Below are 20,272 nucleotides of genomic sequence, written 5' to 3'. Positions count from 1 at the left end.
GAAGCGAACATGAGACACATCATTTCCGTCCTGCTGGAGAACGAACCGGGCGCGCTGTCGCGCGTGGTCGGCCTGTTTTCCGCACGCGGCTACAACATCGAAACCTTGACGGTGGCGCCGACCGAAGATCAATCGCTGTCGCGGCTCACCATCGTTTCCATTGGCTCCGACGACGTGATCGAACAGATCACGAAGCATCTGAACCGCCTTATCGAGGTGGTGAAAGTGGTGGACCTGACCGACGGTGCACACATCGAACGCGAGCTGATGCTGATCAAGGTACGTGCAGTGGGCAAGGAGCGCGAAGAAATGAAGCGGATGTCGGACATTTTCCGCGGCCGCATCATCGACGTGACCGAGAAGACCTACACGATCGAATTGACGGGCGCGAGCGACAAGCTCGACGCATTCATCCAGGGGCTGGACGCGGGCGCGATCCTCGAGACCGTGCGCACCGGCAGCTCCGGCATCGGACGCGGCGAGCGCATCCTGAAGGTGTGATGCCGACATAGCCAAAGAGGCACGCCGGGTGCGCCGTCATGTCCCGGCCCGCAGTACTCCATCCGAACGAATTATTGAATTTTTTGAATTAGCGAAGGAACCATCATGAACGTTTTCTACGACAAAGACGCTGACCTCTCCCTCATCAAGGGCAAGCAAGTCACGATCATCGGCTACGGCTCGCAAGGCCATGCACACGCGCTGAACCTGAAGGACAGCGGCGTGAACGTGACGGTCGGCCTGCGCAAGGGCGGCGCGTCGTGGAGCAAGGCCGAGAACGCCGGCCTGTCGGTCAAGGAAGTCGCGGAAGCGGTGAAGGGCGCGGACGTCGTCATGATGCTGCTGCCGGACGAGCAGATCGCCGACGTGTACGCGAAGGAAGTCCACGCGAACATCAAGCAGGGCGCGGCGCTCGCGTTCGCGCACGGCTTCAACGTCCACTACGGCGCGGTGATCCCGCGCGCCGACCTCGACGTGATCATGATCGCGCCGAAGGCACCGGGCCACACCGTGCGCGGCACGTACTCGCAAGGTGGCGGCGTGCCGCACCTGATCGCGGTTGCGCAGAACAAGTCGGGCGCGGCGCGCGACATCGCGCTGTCGTACGCGGCAGCGAACGGCGGCGGCCGTGCCGGCATCATCGAGACGAACTTCCGTGAAGAAACCGAAACCGACCTGTTCGGCGAGCAGGCCGTGCTGTGCGGCGGCACGGTCGAGCTGATCAAGGCAGGTTTCGAGACGCTGGTCGAAGCCGGCTACGCGCCGGAAATGGCGTACTTCGAGTGCCTGCACGAACTGAAGCTGATCGTCGACCTGATCTACGAAGGCGGCATCGCGAACATGAACTACTCGATCTCGAACAACGCCGAGTACGGCGAGTACGTGACGGGCCCGCGCATCGTCACGGAAGAGACGAAGAAGGCGATGAAGCAGTGCCTGACCGACATCCAGACGGGCGAGTACGCGAAGAGCTTCATTCTCGAGAACAAGGCAGGCGCCCCGACGCTGCAGTCGCGCCGCCGCCTGACGGCCGAGCACCAGATCGAGCAGGTCGGTGCGAAGCTGCGTGCGATGATGCCGTGGATCGCGAAGAACAAGCTCGTCGACCAGACGAAGAACTGAGCATCCCGTGCTGTTCCGGCCCTTCGAGCGAAGGGCCGGCATCAAAAAGCCGTCCGAAGGCAGCAGTGCCCCGGGCGGCTTTTGTTATGCTACGGGCTTTGCAATTCACCGAACACAGAACGAATCCATGAACTATCCTCATCCGATCATCGCGCGCGAAGGCTGGCCGTTCATCGCGATTGCAGCCGTCATCGCGCTGTTGATCCATGCCGTCGGGGGCTTCGGCTTCGCGTGGCCGTTCTGGCTGCTGCTCGTCTTCGTCGTCCAGTTCTTCCGTGACCCGCAGCGCCCGATCCCGGCGCAGCCGAACGCGGTGCTGTGCCCGGCGGACGGCCGCATCGTCGCGGTCGAGACCGCGCAGGATCCGTACGCGAACCGCGAAGCGCTGAAGATCAGCGTGTTCATGAATGTCTTCAATGTCCATTCGCAGCGCTCGCCGGTCGATGGCGCGATCAGCAAGGTCGAGTACTTCCCGGGCGCGTTCCTGAATGCGGCGATCGACAAGGCGTCGACCGAGAACGAGCGCAATGCGGTCGTGATCCAGACGGCGAGCGGCAAGACCGTCACCTCGGTGCAGATCGCCGGCCTGATCGCGCGCCGGATCCTCTGCTACGTGCGCGCCGGCGAGCCGCTGTCGCGCGGCCAGCGCTACGGTTTCATCCGCTTCGGTTCGCGCGTCGACGTGTACCTGCCGCTCGGCAGCCGCGCGAAGGTGTCGATCGGCGAGAAGGTCTACGCGTCGTCGACGATCCTCGCCGAGCTCGAGCAGTAAGCGGCGGGGCGCACGATGGCCGCATTCAAACCGCGTCGGCCGCGCAACGGCTCCGGCCAGACGCCACGCCCGTTCCGCCGCAACAAGGTGATGGCGCCCGATCCGGCGCCGCTCGAAAGCCGCCGCGCCGCGCGCCAGCGGTTCCTGAAGACGCGCGGCATCTATCTGCTGCCGAACGCATTCACGACCGCCGCGCTGTTCTGCGGCTTCTTCGCGGTCGTGCAGGCGATGAACGTGCGCTTCGAGATCGCCGCGATCGCGATTTTCGTCGCGATGGTGCTCGACGGGATGGACGGGCGCGTCGCGCGCATGACCCATACGCAGAGCGCGTTCGGCGAGCAGTTCGACAGCCTGTCGGACATGGTGTCGTTCGGCGTCGCGCCCGCGCTCGTGATGTACGAGTGGGTACTGAAGGATCTGGGCCGCTGGGGCTGGCTCGCCGCGTTCGTCTATTGCTCGGGCGCCGCGCTGCGCCTCGCGCGCTTCAACACGAACATCGGCGTGGTCGACAAGCGCTTCTTCCAGGGGCTGCCGAGCCCGGCCGCCGCCGCGCTGATCGCGGGCTTCGTGTGGCTCGCGACCGACAACCGCGTGCCGATGAAGCTCGGCTGGCTGCCGTGGGTCGCGTTCGCGCTGACGATCTACGCGGGCGTGACGATGGTGTCGAACGCGCCGTTCTACAGCGGCAAGGCGCTCGACGTGCGGCACCGTGTGCCGTTCGCGGCCATCCTGCTCGTCGTGGTCGCGTTCGTGCTCGTGTCGTCCGATCCGCCGCTGATGCTGTTCTGCCTGTTCGTGTTGTACGGGCTGTCCGGCTACGTGTTCTGGGCCTACCAGGCCATCCGCGGGCGCGCCAATCCGGCGCGCTCGTCGCAGCGCGATCACTGACTCCGGCGCGCGATTTGCCCGAAAACGGCGGCCTCGGGGCCGCCGTTTTCATGTGCCCCTTTTTCGAGCCGGGGGCGCGTCGATCCCCGGGTGCCGTCCGATTGCGCGGCCAACCGAATGTCGCTATAGTCTTTGGCATGACTGCATTTCCCCGCCTCTCCCTCCTTCTAGCCGGTGCGCCGCTACGCGCGCCAGCTTTGGCGCGCCTGCCGCGCTGACCGTTCTCGCCCTCCGTCTCAAGCCTCGTCTGTTGTTGAGCGTCGCCAGCGGTGGCGCGATCTCGTTACGTTTGACTTCCGTATAAAAGAGCCCTGGAGCCCCCCATGACAGACAAGCTGATCATTTTCGATACGACGTTGCGTGACGGCGAGCAATCGCCCGGTGCATCGATGACGAAGGAAGAGAAAATCCGTATCGCGAAGAATCTCGAGCGGATGAAGGTCGACGTGATCGAGGCCGGCTTCGCCGCCAGCTCGAACGGCGATTTCGACGCGATCCACACGATCGCCGGTCTCGTGAAGGACAGCACGATCTGCTCGCTGGCGCGGGCCAACGACAAGGACATCCAGCGCGCGGCCGACGCGCTGAAGCCGGCCAACAGCTTCCGGATCCACACGTTCATCGCGACGTCGCCGCTGCACATGGAGAAGAAGCTGCGGATGACGCCCGACCAGGTGTTCGAGCAGGCGCGCCTCGCGGTGCGTTTCGCACGCAAGTTCACCGACAACGTCGAGTTCTCGCCGGAAGACGGCAGCCGCTCGGACATGGATTTCCTGTGCCGCGTGCTGGAAGCCGTGATCGCGGAAGGCGCGACGACGATCAACATCGCCGATACGGTCGGCTACGGCGTGCCGGAACTCTACGGCAACCTCGTGAAGACGCTGCGCGAGCGCATTCCGAACTCGGACAAGGCGATCTTTTCGGTGCACTGCCACAACGACCTCGGGATGGCGGTCGCGAACTCGCTCGCCGGCGTGAAGATCGGCGGCGCGCGTCAGGTCGAGTGCACGATCAACGGTCTCGGCGAGCGCGCGGGCAATACGTCGCTCGAGGAAATCGTGATGGCCGTGAAGACCCGCAAGGACTATTTCGGCCTCGACGTCGGCATCGACACGTCGCAGATCGTGCCGACGTCGAAGCTCGTGTCGCAGATCACCGGCTTCGTCGTGCAGCCGAACAAGGCGGTGGTCGGCGCGAACGCATTCGCGCACGCGTCGGGCATTCACCAGGACGGCGTGCTGAAGGCGCGCGACACCTACGAGATCATGCGCGCGGAAGACGTGGGCTGGACCGCGAACAAGATCGTGCTCGGCAAGTTGTCGGGCCGCAACGCGTTCAAGCAGCGCCTGCAGGAGCTCGGCGTGTCGCTCGACAGCGAAGCGGAATTGAATGCCGCGTTCATGCGCTTCAAGGATCTGGCCGACCGCAAGGCGGAGATCTTCGACGAGGACATCATCGCGATCGTGTCCGAGGAGTCGGCGCTCGCGCAGGAGCAGGAGCACTTCAAGTTCGTGTCGCTGTCGCAGCGTTCGGAAACGGGCGAGCAGCCGCAGGCGAAGGTCGTGTTCGCGGTCGAAGGCAAGGAAGTGACCGGCGAGGCGCGCGGCAACGGCCCGGTCGATGCGACGTTCAATGCGATCGAGGGTGAGGTCGGCAGCGGGTCCGAGCTGCTGCTGTACTCGGTGAACGCGATCACGACCGGCACGCAGGCGCAGGGCGAAGTGACCGTCCGGCTGTCGAAGAGCGGGCGGATCGTCAACGGCGTCGGCACCGATCCGGATATCGTCGCCGCGTCCGCGAAGGCGTACATTTCCGCGCTGAACAAGCTGCACTCGAAGGACGACAAGGTCAACCCGCAGCGCTCGTAAGCGCCGCGCGTCACGTTGCCCGAAACGCCCCGTGCGGCCCTGCGCCGCCGGGGTGTTTTTTCATCGGCCGCTCATTCGGCGGCCGGCGCGCGGAACAGCCAGCGGCGCGCCGCCGTGCGTGGCGCCGGCTGGCGCCGGCGGAACTCGACCGCGATCCCGCGCCGCGGCGCATCGGCGACGAACGCATCGAGCAGTTCGAGCACGTCGTGATCGATGTAGTCGGCGCGCGTCGCGTCGATGATCACCGCCGCGCGGTCCGGAATGTGCCGCAGATGGTGCTTGACCTGTACCTTGCCCAGAAACGACACGTCCTTGCGGAACGACAGCAGGAAGTGGTCGTCATGCTGCGCGAGCGTGACGGGGCTCTTCAGGTTCGCGACGGCGACGGCGAGCACGCTGCACGCGAGGCCGAGCGCGATGCCGAACAGCAGGTCGACCGCCAGCACGCCGACGATCGTCGCGGCGAACGGCACGAACGCGGCCGGCCCCTGTTTCATCACCGAGCGGAACAGCGCCGGCTTCGCCAGCTTGAAGCCCGTGTGGATCAGGATCGCGGCGAGGCTCGCGAGCGGGATCAGGTTGATCAGCCCGGTGAGCGCGAACACGCTGGCGAGCAGCAGCACCCCGTGGACGATCGCCGACATCCGGCTTTGCGCGCCCGCGTTGACGTTCACCGAGCTGCGCACGATCACCGACGTGATCGGCAGGCCGCCGACCGCGCCCGCGACGAGATTGCCGACGCCCTGGGCCTTCAGTTCGCGGTCGGGTTGCACCGGCCGGCGCTTCGGGTCGATCTGTTCGACCGCTTCGAGGCTCAGCAGGGTTTCGAGACTGGCGACGACCGCGAGCGTGATCGCGACGCGCCACACGTCCGGATTGACGAGCTGCGCGAAGTTGGGGCCGAGCTCCGCGTGCTTGAGCGATGCCGCGAAGGCGGTGAACGATCCGAGTTCGGGCAAGGTGACGCGGTGGGCGGCGCCCGGCGCGACCGCGGGCGCGACGACACCCAGCACCAGCGTCGCGCCGATGCCGAGCACGACCACCGCGAGCGGCGCGGGCACCGAGCGCACCAGCGCGAAGCGGCGCAGCGCGGGGGTGTCCCATGCCACCAGCAGCGCGAGCGACGCGAGCGCGATGGCCGTGGCGGCCCATGCGACCGGCAGCCCCGGCCAGTTCGCAAACGATTGCGCGGCCGAGCCGCCAATGCCGAAGGCGAACGGAATCTGCTTCACGATCAGCAGCAGGCCGATCGCGGCGAGCATGCCCTTGATGACGGGCGACGGCACGTAGGCGGCGAAGCGGCCGGCGCGCAGCATGCCGAAGCCGAACTGCAGCACGCCGGACAGCAGCACCGCGAGCAGGAACGCGGAGAAGCTGCCGAGTTGCGCGATCCCTTCGACGACGATCACGACGAGGCCGGCGGCCGGTCCGCTGACGGACAGCGACGAGCCGCTCAGCAGCGCGACGACGATGCCGCCGACGATGCCCGACACGAGCCCGGCGAACGGCTCGACGCCGGAGGCGTTGGCGATACCGAGACAGAGCGGTAGCGCAACGAGGAAAACGACGATGCCGGCGACGATGTCGCGCGGCAGGGTGGACAGGCGCTCGTTCAGTTTCATGGTTGGGGTGGTTTCGTTGGCAGGGAGGGCAGGGCGCGGGTCAACCGAGCGCGGCGGCGGTCGCGACAGGTTCGGGCTCGGCTTCGGTCGGCAATGCCGCATAGCCGGAATCGAGCTCCTTCAGGCGGCCGTCGGCGAGCGAAAAGATCCAGCCATGCACGAGCGGCGGCCGTTCGCGACCGCGCACGATCGGCGACGCGCGCAGCAGCCGCACCTGTTCGAGCACGTTCAGCTCGGCGAGGCGGTCGGCGGCGGCCATGTCGTCGAGCCCGTCGAGCGTGTCGCGATGGCGCCGCGCGAGCGCGCAGAGCGGTGCGATGCGGCGCGCGACGTGCGGCAGGTCGGCGGGCGGCGGCAGCAGCGATGCGCGCACGCCGCCGCATCCGTAGTGGCCGCACACGATCACGTGATCGACCTTCAGCACCCGCACCGCGTACTCGAGCACGCTGGCGGAATTGTCGTCGTCGGGATGGAACAGGTTCGCGATGTTGCGATGGACGAACAGCTCGCCGGGCGCGCAGTGCGTGATGGTTTCCGCCGGCACGCGGCTGTCGGCGCAGCCGATCCACAGGACGCGCGGGTTCTGGCCGCGCGCGAGTGCGTCGAAGAAGCCGGGCGTGTGTTCGCGCGTCTCGCGGGCCCAGGCAATGTTGGCAACCAGCATGCTCTTGGGGCGATTCATGAGGACTCCTTTGTGATAAAGGCAAATAAATATCGGCCGAAATGGCGCAAGCGCATTCTTTCTAAATTGAAAGGTTGAATTTCGACTGATATTAGGGGTATGCCCTAGCACTCCGGGTGAACTGAAACAAATTGTTTCAAATTGATTGGGCATAGTGCATTGCATGCACCAGCGCGACGCATGACATGCACGGCCCATGCCTGTATGCGCGCAGTGGCCCGCATGACGGGGCGTTCAGCGGCTTGCCATCGGAATGTCAGGAATCGGAAAAGATTTCCGTCTTGTTCTTCGAATTAAATAAGACGACGGAAAAAATGAAATGGCCATTCACGCAATAATTCGTAAATGGCCATTGCGACAATTGCGCTTGAATGCGCAATCGGTCAGAACAGGGTGCGGCGATCGGGATCGTGCAGCGGGTCCGGCGTTTTCTGCGTGGTGCGCAGGATGCCCTGCGGATCGAAGTAGAAGCTGTACATCATGTACCAGACGTTGTCCTCGAGATACCGGTACGTCCACACCTCGCGTTTCATCAGCGGGAAGTAGGACGTCTCGACCGGGCGTCCGAAATTGACGAGGACGTCGGTCTTCGTCCACTTGCCGATCTCCGCGCGATAGAACTCGCTCGGCTGCAGCACCTGACGCACGTTGACGATCCGGTGGGCCGCATCGACGTCGGCCGCGACCGTGATTTCGCCCATTGGCTGGGTCGGCCACATCAGGCGCTTGCCGCCGCCGGGCAGGTCGTAGATCTCGCGCGGCGGGCCCATGCGTGCGACGATCGCCGACTCGTCCTGGCCGGCCTGGTATTGCTGCCACGGTTGCGCGCAACCGGCCAGCAGCGCGGTAGCGCAGACGGCCAGCACCGGCAGGCGCGCGGGAATGCGAATGCGCATCGGATTCTCCAGAACACGGAAACAAGTCCCGTTTTATCACGGACGGCGCGCGACGGCGCATCGCATGCGAAAAATCGGTGCGGATCGCAGCTGTCACGCTTGCGGGCGGCGGTCGCGGCGGCCTATGATCCGCGCTTCTCGGGCAGATTGAAGGGCAGGTGGCCGATGCAGGGTTGGAAGCGGTGCGCGCTCGCGTGGAGCGCGGGGTGGATGCTGGCGTCGTCCGCGTTTGCCGGTGGCGAGCCGGTGCGGATCGCGCTGATCGAAGGGATGTCGGGCCCGTTCGCGAACGCGGGGGCGGCGGTCGAGCGCAATCTGCGTTTCGGTGTCGAGCAGGTCAACGCGGCGGGCGGCGTGAAGCTGCGCGATGGCGCGCATCCGCTCGAACTCGTCGTGCTCGACAGCAAGGGCAGCCCGGAGGAGGCGCTCGTGCAGTTGCGCGCGGCGGCCGACCGCCATATCGGCTTCGTCGCGCAGGGCAACAGCTCGGCCGTCGCGGCCGCGCTCGTCGCGGCGCTCGACAAGCTGAACGCGCGCAATCCGGACAGCCGGATGCTGTTCCTGAACTATTCGGCCGACGATCCGGCGCTGACCGGCGCGCGTTGCAGTTTCTGGCATTTCCGCTTCGATGCGCATGCCGGCATGCGGATGGCCGCGCTCGCGGACGTGATGGCGCGTGATCGCGCGCTGCGCAAGGTCTATCTGCTGAACCAGGACTACAGCTTCGGCCACGACGTCAGCACCCTCGCACGGCAGGCGCTGGCCGCGCGGCGCCCGGACGTGACGATCGCGGGCAACGAATTCCACCCGATCGGCCGGATCAAGGATTTCTCGCCGTATATCGCGAAGATCCGCGCCAGCGGCGCGGACGCCGTCGTGACCGGCAACTGGGGCAACGACCTCACGCTGCTCGTGAAGGCGGCGCGCGAACAGGGGCTCGACGCGAAGTTCTATACGTTCTATGGCAACAGCCTCGGCGCGCCGGCGGCCCTGGGCGACGCGGGCGTCGGCCGCGTGGTGGCCGTGGCCGACTGGCATCCGAACGCGGGCGGGGCCAAATCCGACGCGTTCTACCGCGCGTTCCGGACCCGTTTCCCGGCCGCGCAGGACGACTATCCGGTGCGGCGGATGAGCCAGATGATCGAGATGCTGGCCGCCGCGATGACCCGCGCGGGGTCGGCCGACCCGGTCGCGGTCGCGCGTGCGCTCGAAGGCCTGTCGTTCGACGACGGCTTCCACGCGTCGCGGATGCGCGCGCAGGATCACCAGCTGATCCAGCCCCTTTACGTGATGGACATGGACAAGGTCGGCGCGCCGGGCGTGCGCTTCGACAACGAAGGGTCGGGCTACGGCTTCCGGACGGTGCTCGCGGTGCCGGCGCAGCGCACGGAAATGCCGTCGACGTGTTCGATGACGCGTCCGTGACGGGAGGCGGTAAGAACGGCATCGAGTTGTGCTACAATGCGCGCCGGTTGTAAGTCACGGCACGGCCATTCTTCCGTGTCCGCCTGTTCAGTTAGAAAGGAAATCACATGTCTGTTGCAGATATCAAGAAGTCGGAAGTCGTTGCTCAGTTCGCCCGCGGTACCAACGACACGGGGTCGCCCGAAGTCCAGGTCGCACTGCTGACCGCACGTATCGTCGAACTGACGGGTCACTTCAAGACCCACGCGAAGGATCACCACAGCCGCCGCGGCCTGCTGCGCATGGTGAGCCGCCGCCGCAAGCTGCTCGACTACCTCAAGGGCAAGGATGCCGACCGTTACCGCGCACTGATCGAGAAGCTGGGTCTGCGTAAGTAATCGAGGCGATTGCCGCCAGCAAGATGCCTGTGTCAGTCCGCTGATACAGGCATTTTGTTTTTGCGCGGTGCGTAGCGTCACACGCATCGCAGGCTGTCCGGCACGTTCGTGCCGGCCTGCCGCAACGATCGATACCGGGGCGGGATTTGTGTCATTCCAGCGCGTCGCTGCCTGAGCGCCGCGCTGGAATGGCATAAAAAACACACCTTGCTCCGGGTGATTCGGTCGGGACGCCGCCGCGCGGGATCGCCGGCGCGGCGAATGAAATGCATGAATACAAAGGAGCAACCATGTCCATGTTCAACAAGGTCGTGAAGGAATTCCAGTGGGGCCAGCACAAGGTGCGCCTCGAAACCGGTGAAGTCGCTCGCCAGGCGAGCGGCGCCGTGATCGTCGACGTCGAAGACACCGTCGTGCTCGCGACCGTCGTCGGCGCGAAGTCGGCGAAGCCGGGCCAGGACTTCTTCCCGCTGACCGTCGACTACCTCGAGAAAACCTATTCGGCCGGCAAGATCCCGGGCGGCTTCTTCCGCCGCGAAGGCCGTCCGTCGGAGCACGAGACGCTGACGTCGCGCCTGATCGACCGTCCGCTGCGCCCGCTGTTCCCGGAAGGCTTCTACAACGAAGTCCAGGTCGTGATCCACGTGCTGTCCGTGAACCCGGAAATCCCGGCGGACATTCCCGCGCTGATCGGCGCATCGGCTGCGCTCGCCGTGTCGGGCCTGCCGTTCAACGGCCCGGTCGGCGCCGCACGCGTCGCGTACATCGACAACGCGTACGTGCTGAACCCGACGCGTGACCAGATCAAGGCATCGAGCCTCGACCTCGTCGTCGCGGGTACCGAGCGCGCCGTGCTGATGGTCGAATCGGAAGCCGACCAACTGTCGGAAGACGTGATGCTGGGCGCGGTGGTGTTCGGCCACGAGCAGATGCAGATCGCGATCGACGCGATCCACGAACTGGTGCGCGACGGCGGCAAGCCCGAGTGGGACTGGCAGCCGGCGCCGAAGAACGAGGCGCTGATCGCACGCGTGACCGAGCTGGCGCAGAACGATCTGCTCGCCGCTTACCAGCTGCGCGACAAGCAGGCACGTTCGGCGAAGCTGAAGGAAGTCTACGCGGCGACCTCGGCGAAGCTCGAGGAAGACGCGCTGGCGGCCGGCACGGTCGCGGCCGACAAGGCCACCGTCGGCAATATCCTGTTCGACATCGAAGCGAAGATCGTCCGCTCGCAGATCCTGAACGGCGAGCCGCGCATCGACGGCCGCGACACGCGCACCGTGCGCCCGATCGAAATCCGCACCGGCGTGCTGCCGCGTACCCACGGCTCGGCGCTGTTCACGCGCGGCGAGACGCAGGCGCTGGTCGTCGCGACGCTCGGCACGAAGGGTGACGAGCAGATCATCGACGCGCTCGAAGGCGAATACCGCGAGCGCTTCATGCTTCACTACAACATGCCCCCGTTCGCGACCGGCGAAACGGGCCGCGTCGGTTCGCCGAAGCGCCGCGAAATCGGCCACGGCCGGCTGGCCAAGCGCGCGCTGGTCAAGTGCCTGCCGAGCGCCGACGAATTCGGCTACTCGATCCGCGTCGTGTCGGAAATCACCGAATCGAACGGTTCGTCGTCGATGGCATCGGTGTGCGGCGGCTGCCTCGCGCTGATGGACGCCGGCGTGCCGATGAAGGCGCACGTCGCGGGTATCGCGATGGGCCTGATTCTCGAAGGCAACAAGTTCGCGGTGCTGACCGACATCCTCGGCGACGAAGACCACCTCGGCGACATGGACTTCAAGGTGGCCGGCACCGAGCAAGGCGTGACGGCGCTGCAGATGGACATCAAGATCCAGGGCATCACGAAGGAAATCATGCAGGTCGCGCTCGCGCAGGCGAAGGAAGGCCGCATGCACATCCTCGGCAAGATGACCTCGGCGGTGTCGGGTGCGAACACGCAACTGTCGGAATTCGCGCCGCGCATGATCACCATCAAGATCAATCCGGAAAAGATCCGCGACGTGATCGGCAAGGGCGGTTCGGTGATCCGCGCGCTGACGGAAGAAACGGGCACGACCATCGACATCTCGGATGACGGCGTCGTGACGATCGCGAGCACGAGCAGCGACGGCATGGCCGAAGCGAAGAAGCGCATCGAGCAGATCACGGCCGAGATCGAAGTCGGCCAGGTGTACGAAGGCACGGTGCTCAAGCTGCTCGATTTCGGCGCGATCGTGAACCTGCTGCCGGGCAAGGACGGCCTGCTGCACATCTCGGAAATCGTCAACGAGCGCGTGAAGGACATCAACGACTACCTGAAGGAAGGTCAGCAGGTGAAGGTCAAGGTGATCCAGACGGACGAGAAGGGTCGCGTGCGTCTGTCGGCCAAGGCGCTGCTGAATGAAGCAGCGGCTGCAGCGCAGTCGGATACGCCGCCGCAGCAGTAAGCGGACAGGCGGATCAACGGCCGGCAGTGCGAAAGCGTGCCGGCCGTTTTTTCTGTAGCATCGTTGTGCGGCGCAGCAGCGCCGGCGAGGCGTCCACGCCGTGCGCGCGGCCGTGCCATCCGATTCCGATCCTGGAGCGATTTTCACCATGAAAGCCATCGAAATCACCGAATTCGGCGCCCCCGACGTGCTGAAGCTCGCGGAGCGTCCGCGCCCCGAACCGAAGCGCGGCGAGGTGCTGATCAAGGTGGCGGCTTCCGGCGTGAACCGGCCCGACGTGTTCCAGCGCAAGGGCGCCTATGCGCCGCCGCCGGGTGCGTCGGATCTGCCGGGCCTCGAGGTCGCGGGCGAGATCGTCGGCGGCGATCTGTCCGATGCGGTGCTGAACCCGTTCGGCCTGAAGCTCGGCGACCGCGTGTGCGCGTTGCTCGCGGGCGGCGGCTATGCCGAATATGCGGTCGCGCCGCTGCCGCAGTGCCTGCCGGTGCCGGGCGGCCTCACCGATATCGAGGCCGCGTCGCTGCCCGAAACGTTTTTCACCGTGTGGAGCAACGTGTTCGACCGTGCGCAGCTCGGCGCGGGCGAGGGCGGCGAGCACGAGACGCTGCTCGTGCAGGGCGGCTCCAGCGGCATCGGCGTGACGGCGATCCAGATCGCGCATGCGCTCGGTTTTCGCGTGTTCGCGACGGCCGGCACCGCCGACAAGTGCCGTGCGTGCGAGGCGCTCGGCGCCGAGCGCGCGATCAACTACAAGACCGAAGACTTCGTCGAAGTCGTGAAGTCGCTGACGCACGATCGCGGCGTCGACGTGATCCTCGACATGGTGGCGGGCTCGTACGTGCCGCGCGAGCTGTCCGCGCTCGCGGACGGCGGCCGTCTCGTGCTGATCGCGCTGCTTGGCGGCGCGAAGGCCGACGTCAACCTCGGCGAGATCCTGCGCCGCCGGCTGACGATCACCGGTTCGACGCTGCGCCCGCGCCCGGTCGAATTCAAGGCCCGTATCGCCGCGCAGCTGAAGGCGCGCGTATGGCCGCTGCTCGCCGACGGCCGCATCAAGCCGGTGATCTATCGCGTGCTGCCCGCCGCGGACGCCGCGCAGGCGCATGCGCTGATGGAAAGCAGCGAGCATACCGGCAAGATCGTGCTCGATTGGGGGTCGAACGCCTGGCGCCCCGTGCGGCGGGCTTGACATGCGCGGTTTGACCGGTTCAAGCCCCGCGCAGTAAAATCGCGGGTTTGCTTCGCCAGATCCAACCTGACGGCCGGGTTCCGGCACGTTAATGACAAGATAGTGACGAGACGGACACGATGTCGAAACAACGAACAAAGCGAGTGATCGGCAACTGGAAGATGCACGGCCGGCTGGCCGGCAACCAGGCGCTGCTGAACGAAGTGGTGCAGGGTGCGGGCGCGGTGGCGGCTGAAACGTCGATCGGCGTGTGCGTGCCGTTCCCGTATCTCGCGCAGGTTCAGGCGCAACTCGGCGGTGGCCGTGTCGCGTTCGGTGCGCAGGACGTGTCCGCGCACGAGCAAGGCGCGTTCACCGGCGAAGTGGCGGCCGCGATGGTGGCGGAGTTCGGCGCGCGGTACGCGATCGTCGGCCATTCGGAGCGTCGCGCGTATCACGGCGAAAGCAGCGAGACGGTCGCGGCGAAGACGCAGCGCGCGCTCGCGGCGGGCCTCACGCCGGTCGTGTGCGTCGGCGAGACGCTCGACGAGCGCGAGTCGGGTGCGACCGAGCAGGTCGTCGGTGCGCAGCTCGACGCGGTGCTGGCCGTGCTGACGGCTGACGAGGCCGCGCGCATCGTCGTCGCGTACGAGCCGGTCTGGGCGATCGGCACGGGCAAGAGCGCGACGTCGGCGCAGGCGCAGGACGTGCACGCGTTCCTGCGTACGCGTCTTGCGGCAAAGGGGGCGGCGGACGTGTCCGTGCTGTACGGCGGCAGCGTGAAGCCGGACAACGCGGAAGAGCTGTTCGCGCAGCCGGACATCGACGGCGGCCTGATCGGCGGCGCGTCGCTGAAGGCGGAAGATTTCCTGGCGATCTGCCGGGCCGCGCGTTGAGCGGTCCGAGATCGAATTGAACCATGACGGCGGCCGGTCGGTCCGGTCGCCCGATCCAATCGGGTGGGTGTGATGCTGTTATTCAAGACGCTGATTATTGTGGTGCAGGTGCTGTCTGCACTCGGTGTGATTGGGCTCGTGCTGCTGCAGCACGGCAAGGGGGCCGACATGGGTGCCGCGTTCGGCAGCGGCGCGTCGGGCAGCCTGTTCGGTGCGACGGGCTCGGCGAACTTCCTGTCGCGTACGACGGGCATTCTCGCGACGATCTTCTTCGTCGCGACGCTCGCGCTGACGTACCTCGGTTCGTACAAGTCGACGCCGTCGGCGGGCGTGCTCGGCACGGCCGTGACCGCGCCGGCATCGGCACCTGCAGCGTCGGCACCGGCCGTCGCGGCGTCCGCTGCCGCCGGTTCGGCCGCAAGCGCGCCGGGCCAGGATGTCCCGAAATAAAAAGTTAAATTTTTTGCGTTTGTGCGTTGAACAAATCTGGAACTCGGGTTAGAATTTAATTCTTGAAGCGATTCGCGGGAAACGAGCAGCACAACCCGAGTTGCATGCAGTGCCGACGTGGTGAAATTGGTAGACACGCTATCTTGAGGGGGTAGTGGCGAAAGCTGTGCGAGTTCGAGTCTCGCCGTCGGCACCAAAGTTACTCAATGCCAGCCGCTTCTAGTGGCTGGCATTTTTCATTTCTGGGGTGTGCTTGCGGTTGTCTTGCGATCGCCTGTACTCCGAAATGATTCCTTCCGCCGGAAGTGGTATTCTCCGGACGCTCAGAACCAACCGATAGAGGATTGCCTTGAACCTCGCAGCCTATTACCCCGTCTTGTTGTTCCTCCTCGTGGGCACTGGTTTAGGTATAGCGCTGGTCAGCATCGGCAAGCTCCTTGGTCCCAACAAGCCGGACGTCGAGAAGAACGCACCGTACGAGTGCGGCTTCGAAGCCTTTGAAGACGCCCGGATGAAATTCGACGTTCGGTATTACCTCGTCGCCATCCTGTTCATCATCTTCGATCTCGAAACCGCATTCCTGTTTCCGTGGGGCGTCGCGCTCCGGGACATCGGCTGGCCGGGTTTCATCGCAATGATGATTTTTCTGCTCGAATTCCTGCTGGGCTTTGCCTATATCTGGAAGAAAGGCGGCCTCGACTGGGAGTGATGGGTTAATCGCCGGTTTGCATGGGCGGCCACGCTCGGTCGCTCGTCTGGAGTGGAAAGCAAATGAGTATCGAAGGGGTCTTGAAGGAAGGGTTTGTCACCACGACGGCTGACAAGCTGATCAACTGGACGCGTACCGGCTCGCTGTGGCCGATGACGTTCGGGCTCGCGTGTTGCGCCGTCGAGATGATGCATGCGGGTGCGGCCCGTTACGATCTGGACCGGTTCGGGGTCGTGTTCCGTCCGAGCCCGCGTCAGTCGGACGTGATGATCGTGGCCGGCACGCTGTGCAACAAGATGGCGCCCGCGCTGCGCCGCGTGTACGACCAGATGGCCGAGCCGCGCTGGGTGATCTCGATGGGGTCGTGCGCAAACGGGGGGGGTTACTACCACTACTCGTACTCGGTGGTCCGCGGCTGCGACCGGATCGTGCCGGTCGACGTTTACGTGCCGGGCTGTCCGCCCACGGCCGAGGCGCTGGTCTACGGCGTGATCCAGCTTCAGGCGAAGATCCGCCGCACCAATACCATCGCCCGTCAATAAAGCCCCGAGCGTCCCCTCAATATGGCAAGCAAAATCGAGACCCTCAAGGCAAACCTCGAAGCCGCGCTCGGCGCGCGCGTGGTGAGCCTCACCGAAGCGATCGGTGAACTGACGCTCGTCGTGAAGGCGAGCGATTACCTCGAAGTCGCAAAGACGCTGCGCGACGATCCGAAGCTCCGTTTCGAGCAACTGATCGACCTGTGCGGCGTCGACTACCAGACCTTCGGCGACGGCGCCTACGACGGCCCGCGCTTCGCGGCCGTGTCGCACCTGCTGTCGGTCACGAACAACTGGCGCCTGCGCCTGCGCGCATTCGCGCCGGACGACGATCTGCCGATCGTGGCGTCGCTGGTCGACATCTGGACCTCGGCGAACTGGTACGAGCGCGAAGCGTTCGACCTGTACGGCATCGTGTTCGAAGGCCACCCCGACCTGCGCCGCATCCTCACCGACTACGGCTTCATCGGTCACCCGTTCCGCAAGGACTTCCCGGTGTCGGGCTACGTCGAAATGCGTTACGACCCGGAAGAGAAGCGGGTCGTGTACCAGCCGGTGACGATCGAGCCGCGCGAAATCACGCCGCGCGTGATCCGCGAGGATCGCTATGGCGGTCTGAAACATTAAGGGGGCGTCATGGCAGAAATCAAGAACTACACGCTCAACTTCGGCCCGCAGCACCCGGCAGCGCACGGTGTGCTGCGCCTCGTGCTCGAGCTCGACGGCGAAGTCATCCAGCGTGCCGATCCGCACATCGGCCTGCTGCACCGCGCGACGGAAAAGCTCGCGGAATCCAAGACCTTCATCCAGTCCGTGCCGTACATGGACCGTCTCGACTACGTGTCGATGATGGTCAACGAGCACGGCTACGTGCTCGCGATCGAAAAGCTGCTCGGCATCGAAGTGCCGGAGCGCGCGCAGTACATCCGCGTGCTGTTCGACGAAATCACGCGCGTGCTGAACCACCTGATGTGGATTGGCGCGCACGCACTCGACGTCGGCGCGATGGCCGTGTTCCTGTACGCGTTCCGCGAGCGCGAAGACCTGATGGACGTGTACGAAGCGGTGTCCGGCGCCCGGATGCACGCGGCCTACTATCGTCCGGGCGGCGTCTACCGCGATCTGCCTGACGCAATGCCGCAATACAAGGCGTCGAAGATTCGCAACGAGAAGGCGCTCGCGAAGATGAACGAAGCGCGCAGTGGTTCGGTGCTCGACTTCATCGACGATTTCTTCACGCGCTTCCCGAAGTGCGTCGACGAATACGAAACGCTGCTGACCGACAACCGGATCTGGAAACAGCGTCTGGTCGGGATCGGCGTGGTGAGCCCGGAACGTGCGCTGCAGATGGGCCTGACGGGCCCGATGCTGCGCGGCTCGGGCATCGCATGGGACCTGCGCAAGAAGCAGCCCTACGAAGTGTACGATCGGATGGATTTCGACGTGCCGGTCGGCGTGAACGGCGATTGCTATGACCGCTATCTGGTGCGCGTCGAAGAAATGCGCCAGTCGATCCGCATCGCGAAACAGTGTATTGAGTGGCTCCGCAAGAATCCGGGCCCGGTGATGACGGACAATCACAAGGTTGCCCCGCCGTCGCGCGTCGGCATGAAGACCAACATGGAAGACTTGATTCACCACTTCAAGCTCTTCACCGAAGGTTTCCATGTGCCGGAAGGCGAAGCGTACGCGGCGGTCGAGCATCCGAAGGGTGAATTCGGCATCTACCTCGTGTCGGACGGCGCCAACAAGCCGTATCGCCTCAAGATTCGCGCACCGGGTTTCGCGCACCTGGCGTCGCTCGACGAAATGGCGCGCGGTCACATGATCGCCGACGCCGTCACGATCATCGGTACGCAGGACATCGTGTTCGGCGAAATCGATCGCTAATGGTTGCGCCGTCCGCGAGCGCGGGCGGCGAGCAGTAAGTCACACGCGATGCGCGCTGAACCGGCGCGGCTTCGCAAGCTGTCAACAGAGTGAGCGCCAGGTCTGCCGTCCATGCACCCCAGTGTGCGGCAGGTTGTTCGTTCGGTAGGAATTGAAAGAGTCGTGTCTGAAAATGATCTCAGCTGAAGGCCTGAAGGAAATCGATCGAGCGTTGACGAAGTATCCCGCCGATCAGAAACAGTCCGCCGTGATGTCGGCGTTGGCCGTGGCTCAAGAAGAGCACGGCTGGCTGTCGCCCGAACTGATGCAGTTCGTTGCGGACTATCTCGGCATGCCGGCCGTTGCCGTGCAGGAAGTCGCGACGTTCTACACGATGTACGAGCTCAAACCGGTCGGCAAGCATAAGATCACGCTCTGCACGAACCTGCCGTGCCAGCTCGGCCCGCACGGCGGCGCGGAAGCGACTGCCGACTACCTGAAACAGAAGCTGGGCATCGGCTTCGGCGAGACCACGCCCGACGGCAAGTTCACGCTGAAGGAAGGCGAATGCATGGGCTCGTGCGGCGATGCGCCGGTGCTGCTGGTGAACAATCACAGAATGTGCAGCTTCATGAGCCGCGAGAAGATCGACCAGCTGCTTGAGGAGCTCTCGAAATGACGTCCCTCCACGACCGTCACATCAAACCGCTGATCCTCGCTGGTCTGAACGGCGAGAACTGGCACCTCGAAGACTACGTTGCGCGCGGCGGCTACAAGCAGCTGCGCCGCATTCTCGAAGAAAAGATTCCGCCCGAGCAGGTGATCGCCGACGTGAAGGCGTCGGGCCTGCGCGGTCGCGGCGGTGCGGGCTTCCCGACCGGCCTGAAGTGGAGCTTCATGCCGCGCCAGTTCCCGGGGCAGAAGTACCTCGTCTGCAACTCGGACGAAGGCGAGCCGGGCACGTTCAAGGATCGCGACATCCTGCGCTGGAACCCGCATGCGCTGATCGAAGGCATGGCCATCGGCGCGTACGCGATGGGCATCACCGTCGGCTACAACTACATCCACGGCGAAATCTTCGAAGTGTATCGACGCTTCGAAGCAGCGCTCGATGAGGCACGCGCCGCCGGGTTCCTCGGCGACAACATCATGGGCTCGGAATTCTCGTTCCAGCTGCACGCGCACCACGGTTACGGCGCGTACATCTGCGGCGAGGAAACGGCGCTGCTCGAGTCGCTCGAAGGCAAGAAGGGCCAGCCGCGCTTCAAGCCGCCGTTCCCGGCGAGCTTCGGCGTGTACGGCAAGCCGACCACGATCAACAACACCGAGACGTTCGCCGCGGTGCCGTTCCTGCTGTCCATCGGGCCGCAGAATTACCTCGAGATCGGCAAGCCGAACAACGGCGGCACGAAGATTTTCTCGGTGTCGGGCGACGTCGAGCGCCCGGGCAACTACGAGGTGCCGCTCGGCACGCCGTTCGCGACGCTGATGGAGCTCGCCGGCGGGATGCGCGGCGGCAAGAAGATCAAGGCCGTGATTCCGGGCGGTTCGTCGGCGCCGGTGATCCCGGGCGACATCATGATGCAGACCGATCTCGACTACGACTCGATCGCGAAGGCGGGCTCGATGCTCGGTTCCGGCGCGGTGATCGTGATGGACGAGACGCGCTGCATGGTGCGCTCGCTGCTGCGCCTGTCGTACTTCTACTACGAGGAATCGTGCGGCCAGTGCACGCCGTGCCGTGAAGGCACCGGCTGGCTGTATCGCGTCGTGAACCGTATCGAGCACGGCGAAGGCCGCCAGGAAGATCTGGACCTGCTGAACTCGGTGGCCGAGAACATCATGGGCCGCACGATCTGTGCGCTCGGCGATGCGGCGGCGATGCCGGTACGCGGGATGCTGAAGCACTACTGGGACGAATTCGCGTACCACGTCGAGCACAAGCACTGCATGGTCGGCGGCCACGCGCACGCGGCGGCAGCCTGAAGCGCACCCGGTTGCGGAATTTGAGCGCACGGTCGGGCGAAGGCGCGAACGGGCGGAAATAGGT

General features: G+C 65.2%; 20 protein-coding genes and 1 tRNA gene. 18 read left to right on the top strand and 3 right to left on the bottom strand.

Annotated elements, in window-relative coordinates; all coding sequences use genetic code 11:
- Nucleotides 1–9 precede the first annotated feature (9 nt).
- From ilvN to H0X90_RS10035, 5 genes are all read left to right on the top strand, one after another.
- Nucleotides 10–501 (top strand): acetolactate synthase small subunit, encoded by a 492-nt coding sequence (ilvN, locus tag H0X90_RS10055; RefSeq protein ID WP_006398781.1) that lies wholly within the window; start codon nucleotides 10–12, stop codon nucleotides 499–501.
- Between the two features lie 105 nt (nucleotides 502–606).
- Nucleotides 607–1,623: a ketol-acid reductoisomerase gene (ilvC, locus tag H0X90_RS10050; RefSeq protein ID WP_006491032.1), complete on the top strand. Its 1,017-nt coding sequence runs from the start codon at nucleotides 607–609 to the stop codon at nucleotides 1,621–1,623.
- A gap of 127 nt (nucleotides 1,624–1,750) precedes the next feature.
- Entirely contained in the window at nucleotides 1,751–2,395 is a 645-nt protein-coding gene (locus H0X90_RS10045; protein ID WP_006491035.1) for a phosphatidylserine decarboxylase, read from the top strand.
- A gap of 15 nt (nucleotides 2,396–2,410) precedes the next feature.
- Nucleotides 2,411–3,283, top strand: coding sequence for a CDP-diacylglycerol--serine O-phosphatidyltransferase (gene pssA, locus H0X90_RS10040; protein ID WP_006491034.1), 873 nt, complete (start codon nucleotides 2,411–2,413; stop codon nucleotides 3,281–3,283).
- Between the two features lie 323 nt (nucleotides 3,284–3,606).
- Nucleotides 3,607–5,151 carry a 2-isopropylmalate synthase gene (locus H0X90_RS10035; protein ID WP_006491031.1) on the top strand — a complete coding sequence of 515 codons (1,545 nt, stop codon included), beginning with the start codon at nucleotides 3,607–3,609 and terminating at the stop codon, nucleotides 5,149–5,151.
- A 71-nt stretch (nucleotides 5,152–5,222) separates the two neighbouring features.
- Here H0X90_RS10035 and H0X90_RS10030 read toward each other — a convergent pair whose 3' ends face one another.
- The 3 genes from H0X90_RS10030 to H0X90_RS10020 all read right to left on the bottom strand — a co-directional run bounded on the left by H0X90_RS10030 (nucleotide 5,223) and on the right by H0X90_RS10020 (nucleotide 8,351).
- Nucleotides 5,223–6,773, bottom strand: coding sequence for a SulP family inorganic anion transporter (locus H0X90_RS10030; RefSeq protein ID WP_006493526.1), 1,551 nt, complete (start codon nucleotides 6,771–6,773; stop codon nucleotides 5,223–5,225).
- Nucleotides 6,774–6,813: 40 nt separating this feature from the next.
- Nucleotides 6,814–7,455 (bottom strand): carbonic anhydrase, encoded by a 642-nt coding sequence (locus H0X90_RS10025; protein ID WP_006497012.1) that lies wholly within the window; start codon nucleotides 7,453–7,455, stop codon nucleotides 6,814–6,816.
- 383 nt (nucleotides 7,456–7,838) lie between these two features.
- Entirely contained in the window at nucleotides 7,839–8,351 is a 513-nt protein-coding gene (locus tag H0X90_RS10020) for a hypothetical protein (RefSeq protein WP_006484895.1), read from the bottom strand.
- Nucleotides 8,352–8,516: 165 nt separating this feature from the next.
- Here H0X90_RS10020 and H0X90_RS10015 point away from each other — a divergent pair, with 165 nt between their 5' ends.
- From H0X90_RS10015 to nuoF, 13 genes are all read left to right on the top strand, one after another.
- Nucleotides 8,517–9,776, top strand: coding sequence for a branched-chain amino acid ABC transporter substrate-binding protein (locus tag H0X90_RS10015; protein WP_059721340.1), 1,260 nt, complete (start codon nucleotides 8,517–8,519; stop codon nucleotides 9,774–9,776).
- 107 nt (nucleotides 9,777–9,883) lie between these two features.
- On the top strand, nucleotides 9,884–10,153 hold the full coding sequence (gene rpsO / locus H0X90_RS10010) for a 30S ribosomal protein S15 (RefSeq protein ID WP_006398792.1): 270 nt from the start codon (nucleotides 9,884–9,886) through the stop codon (nucleotides 10,151–10,153).
- A gap of 290 nt (nucleotides 10,154–10,443) precedes the next feature.
- On the top strand, nucleotides 10,444–12,591 hold the full coding sequence (pnp, locus tag H0X90_RS10005) for a polyribonucleotide nucleotidyltransferase (RefSeq protein WP_034178497.1): 2,148 nt from the start codon (nucleotides 10,444–10,446) through the stop codon (nucleotides 12,589–12,591).
- A gap of 148 nt (nucleotides 12,592–12,739) precedes the next feature.
- A complete protein-coding gene (locus H0X90_RS10000; protein ID WP_077188906.1) occupies nucleotides 12,740–13,780 on the top strand; it encodes an NAD(P)H-quinone oxidoreductase in 1,041 nt (346 codons plus the stop codon).
- Between the two features lie 119 nt (nucleotides 13,781–13,899).
- Nucleotides 13,900–14,655 carry a triose-phosphate isomerase gene (tpiA, locus tag H0X90_RS09995; RefSeq protein ID WP_006484882.1) on the top strand — a complete coding sequence of 252 codons (756 nt, stop codon included), beginning with the start codon at nucleotides 13,900–13,902 and terminating at the stop codon, nucleotides 14,653–14,655.
- Between the two features lie 72 nt (nucleotides 14,656–14,727).
- A complete protein-coding gene (gene secG / locus H0X90_RS09990; RefSeq protein WP_034201508.1) occupies nucleotides 14,728–15,105 on the top strand; it encodes a preprotein translocase subunit SecG in 378 nt (125 codons plus the stop codon).
- Between the two features lie 111 nt (nucleotides 15,106–15,216).
- A tRNA-Leu gene (locus H0X90_RS09985) sits at nucleotides 15,217–15,301 on the top strand.
- A gap of 153 nt (nucleotides 15,302–15,454) precedes the next feature.
- Nucleotides 15,455–15,814 carry an NADH-quinone oxidoreductase subunit A gene (locus tag H0X90_RS09980; protein WP_006398798.1) on the top strand — a complete coding sequence of 120 codons (360 nt, stop codon included), beginning with the start codon at nucleotides 15,455–15,457 and terminating at the stop codon, nucleotides 15,812–15,814.
- 62 nt (nucleotides 15,815–15,876) lie between these two features.
- The gene (locus tag H0X90_RS09975; protein ID WP_006398799.1) at nucleotides 15,877–16,356 is read left to right on the top strand and encodes an NADH-quinone oxidoreductase subunit B family protein; all 480 of its coding nucleotides are present in this window, start codon (nucleotides 15,877–15,879) and stop codon (nucleotides 16,354–16,356) included.
- Between the two features lie 21 nt (nucleotides 16,357–16,377).
- Nucleotides 16,378–16,980: an NADH-quinone oxidoreductase subunit C gene (locus H0X90_RS09970; RefSeq protein WP_006478264.1), complete on the top strand. Its 603-nt coding sequence runs from the start codon at nucleotides 16,378–16,380 to the stop codon at nucleotides 16,978–16,980.
- A 9-nt stretch (nucleotides 16,981–16,989) separates the two neighbouring features.
- Nucleotides 16,990–18,243, top strand: coding sequence for an NADH-quinone oxidoreductase subunit D (locus H0X90_RS09965; protein ID WP_006478265.1), 1,254 nt, complete (start codon nucleotides 16,990–16,992; stop codon nucleotides 18,241–18,243).
- Between the two features lie 172 nt (nucleotides 18,244–18,415).
- Complete coding sequence (gene nuoE, locus H0X90_RS09960) at nucleotides 18,416–18,901, top strand: NADH-quinone oxidoreductase subunit NuoE (RefSeq protein ID WP_006478266.1); 486 nt, start codon at nucleotides 18,416–18,418, stop codon at nucleotides 18,899–18,901.
- A complete protein-coding gene (gene nuoF, locus H0X90_RS09955) occupies nucleotides 18,898–20,208 on the top strand; it encodes an NADH-quinone oxidoreductase subunit NuoF (protein WP_006478267.1) in 1,311 nt (436 codons plus the stop codon). Before nuoE ends, nuoF begins: the two co-directional genes overlap by 4 nt.
- Nucleotides 20,209–20,272: the final 64 nt, after the last annotated feature.

This window comes from Burkholderia sp. 9775_39 (assembly GCF_015712225.1).
Lineage (GTDB): Bacteria > Pseudomonadota > Gammaproteobacteria > Burkholderiales > Burkholderiaceae > Burkholderia > Burkholderia cenocepacia.
Note: the sequence above shows the minus strand (reverse complement) of the source record. Positions and strands in the feature narration are given on the sequence as shown.

What these genes read in the sequence shown, in the direction of transcription:
- H0X90_RS10015 (WP_059721340.1), top strand. Translation starts at nt 8,517, where the DNA reads ATGCAGGGTTGGAAGCGGTGCGCGCTCGCGTGGAGCGCGGGGTGGATG.
- H0X90_RS10030 (WP_006493526.1), bottom strand. Translation starts at nt 6,773, where the DNA reads ATGAAACTGAACGAGCGCCTGTCCACCCTGCCGCGCGACATCGTCGCC.
- H0X90_RS09975 (WP_006398799.1), top strand. Translation starts at nt 15,877, where the DNA reads ATGAGTATCGAAGGGGTCTTGAAGGAAGGGTTTGTCACCACGACGGCT.
- nuoF (WP_006478267.1), top strand. Translation starts at nt 18,898, where the DNA reads ATGACGTCCCTCCACGACCGTCACATCAAACCGCTGATCCTCGCTGGT.
- H0X90_RS09970 (WP_006478264.1), top strand. Translation starts at nt 16,378, where the DNA reads ATGGCAAGCAAAATCGAGACCCTCAAGGCAAACCTCGAAGCCGCGCTC.
- pssA (WP_006491034.1), top strand. Translation starts at nt 2,411, where the DNA reads ATGGCCGCATTCAAACCGCGTCGGCCGCGCAACGGCTCCGGCCAGACG.
- H0X90_RS10000 (WP_077188906.1), top strand. Translation starts at nt 12,740, where the DNA reads ATGAAAGCCATCGAAATCACCGAATTCGGCGCCCCCGACGTGCTGAAG.
- ilvN (WP_006398781.1), top strand. Translation starts at nt 10, where the DNA reads ATGAGACACATCATTTCCGTCCTGCTGGAGAACGAACCGGGCGCGCTG.
- H0X90_RS10035 (WP_006491031.1), top strand. Translation starts at nt 3,607, where the DNA reads ATGACAGACAAGCTGATCATTTTCGATACGACGTTGCGTGACGGCGAG.
- ilvC (WP_006491032.1), top strand. Translation starts at nt 607, where the DNA reads ATGAACGTTTTCTACGACAAAGACGCTGACCTCTCCCTCATCAAGGGC.
- secG (WP_034201508.1), top strand. Translation starts at nt 14,728, where the DNA reads ATGCTGTTATTCAAGACGCTGATTATTGTGGTGCAGGTGCTGTCTGCA.
- H0X90_RS10020 (WP_006484895.1), bottom strand. Translation starts at nt 8,351, where the DNA reads ATGCGCATTCGCATTCCCGCGCGCCTGCCGGTGCTGGCCGTCTGCGCT.
- H0X90_RS10025 (WP_006497012.1), bottom strand. Translation starts at nt 7,455, where the DNA reads ATGAATCGCCCCAAGAGCATGCTGGTTGCCAACATTGCCTGGGCCCGC.
- pnp (WP_034178497.1), top strand. Translation starts at nt 10,444, where the DNA reads ATGTCCATGTTCAACAAGGTCGTGAAGGAATTCCAGTGGGGCCAGCAC.
- rpsO (WP_006398792.1), top strand. Translation starts at nt 9,884, where the DNA reads ATGTCTGTTGCAGATATCAAGAAGTCGGAAGTCGTTGCTCAGTTCGCC.
- nuoE (WP_006478266.1), top strand. Translation starts at nt 18,416, where the DNA reads ATGATCTCAGCTGAAGGCCTGAAGGAAATCGATCGAGCGTTGACGAAG.
- H0X90_RS09965 (WP_006478265.1), top strand. Translation starts at nt 16,990, where the DNA reads ATGGCAGAAATCAAGAACTACACGCTCAACTTCGGCCCGCAGCACCCG.
- H0X90_RS10045 (WP_006491035.1), top strand. Translation starts at nt 1,751, where the DNA reads ATGAACTATCCTCATCCGATCATCGCGCGCGAAGGCTGGCCGTTCATC.
- tpiA (WP_006484882.1), top strand. Translation starts at nt 13,900, where the DNA reads ATGTCGAAACAACGAACAAAGCGAGTGATCGGCAACTGGAAGATGCAC.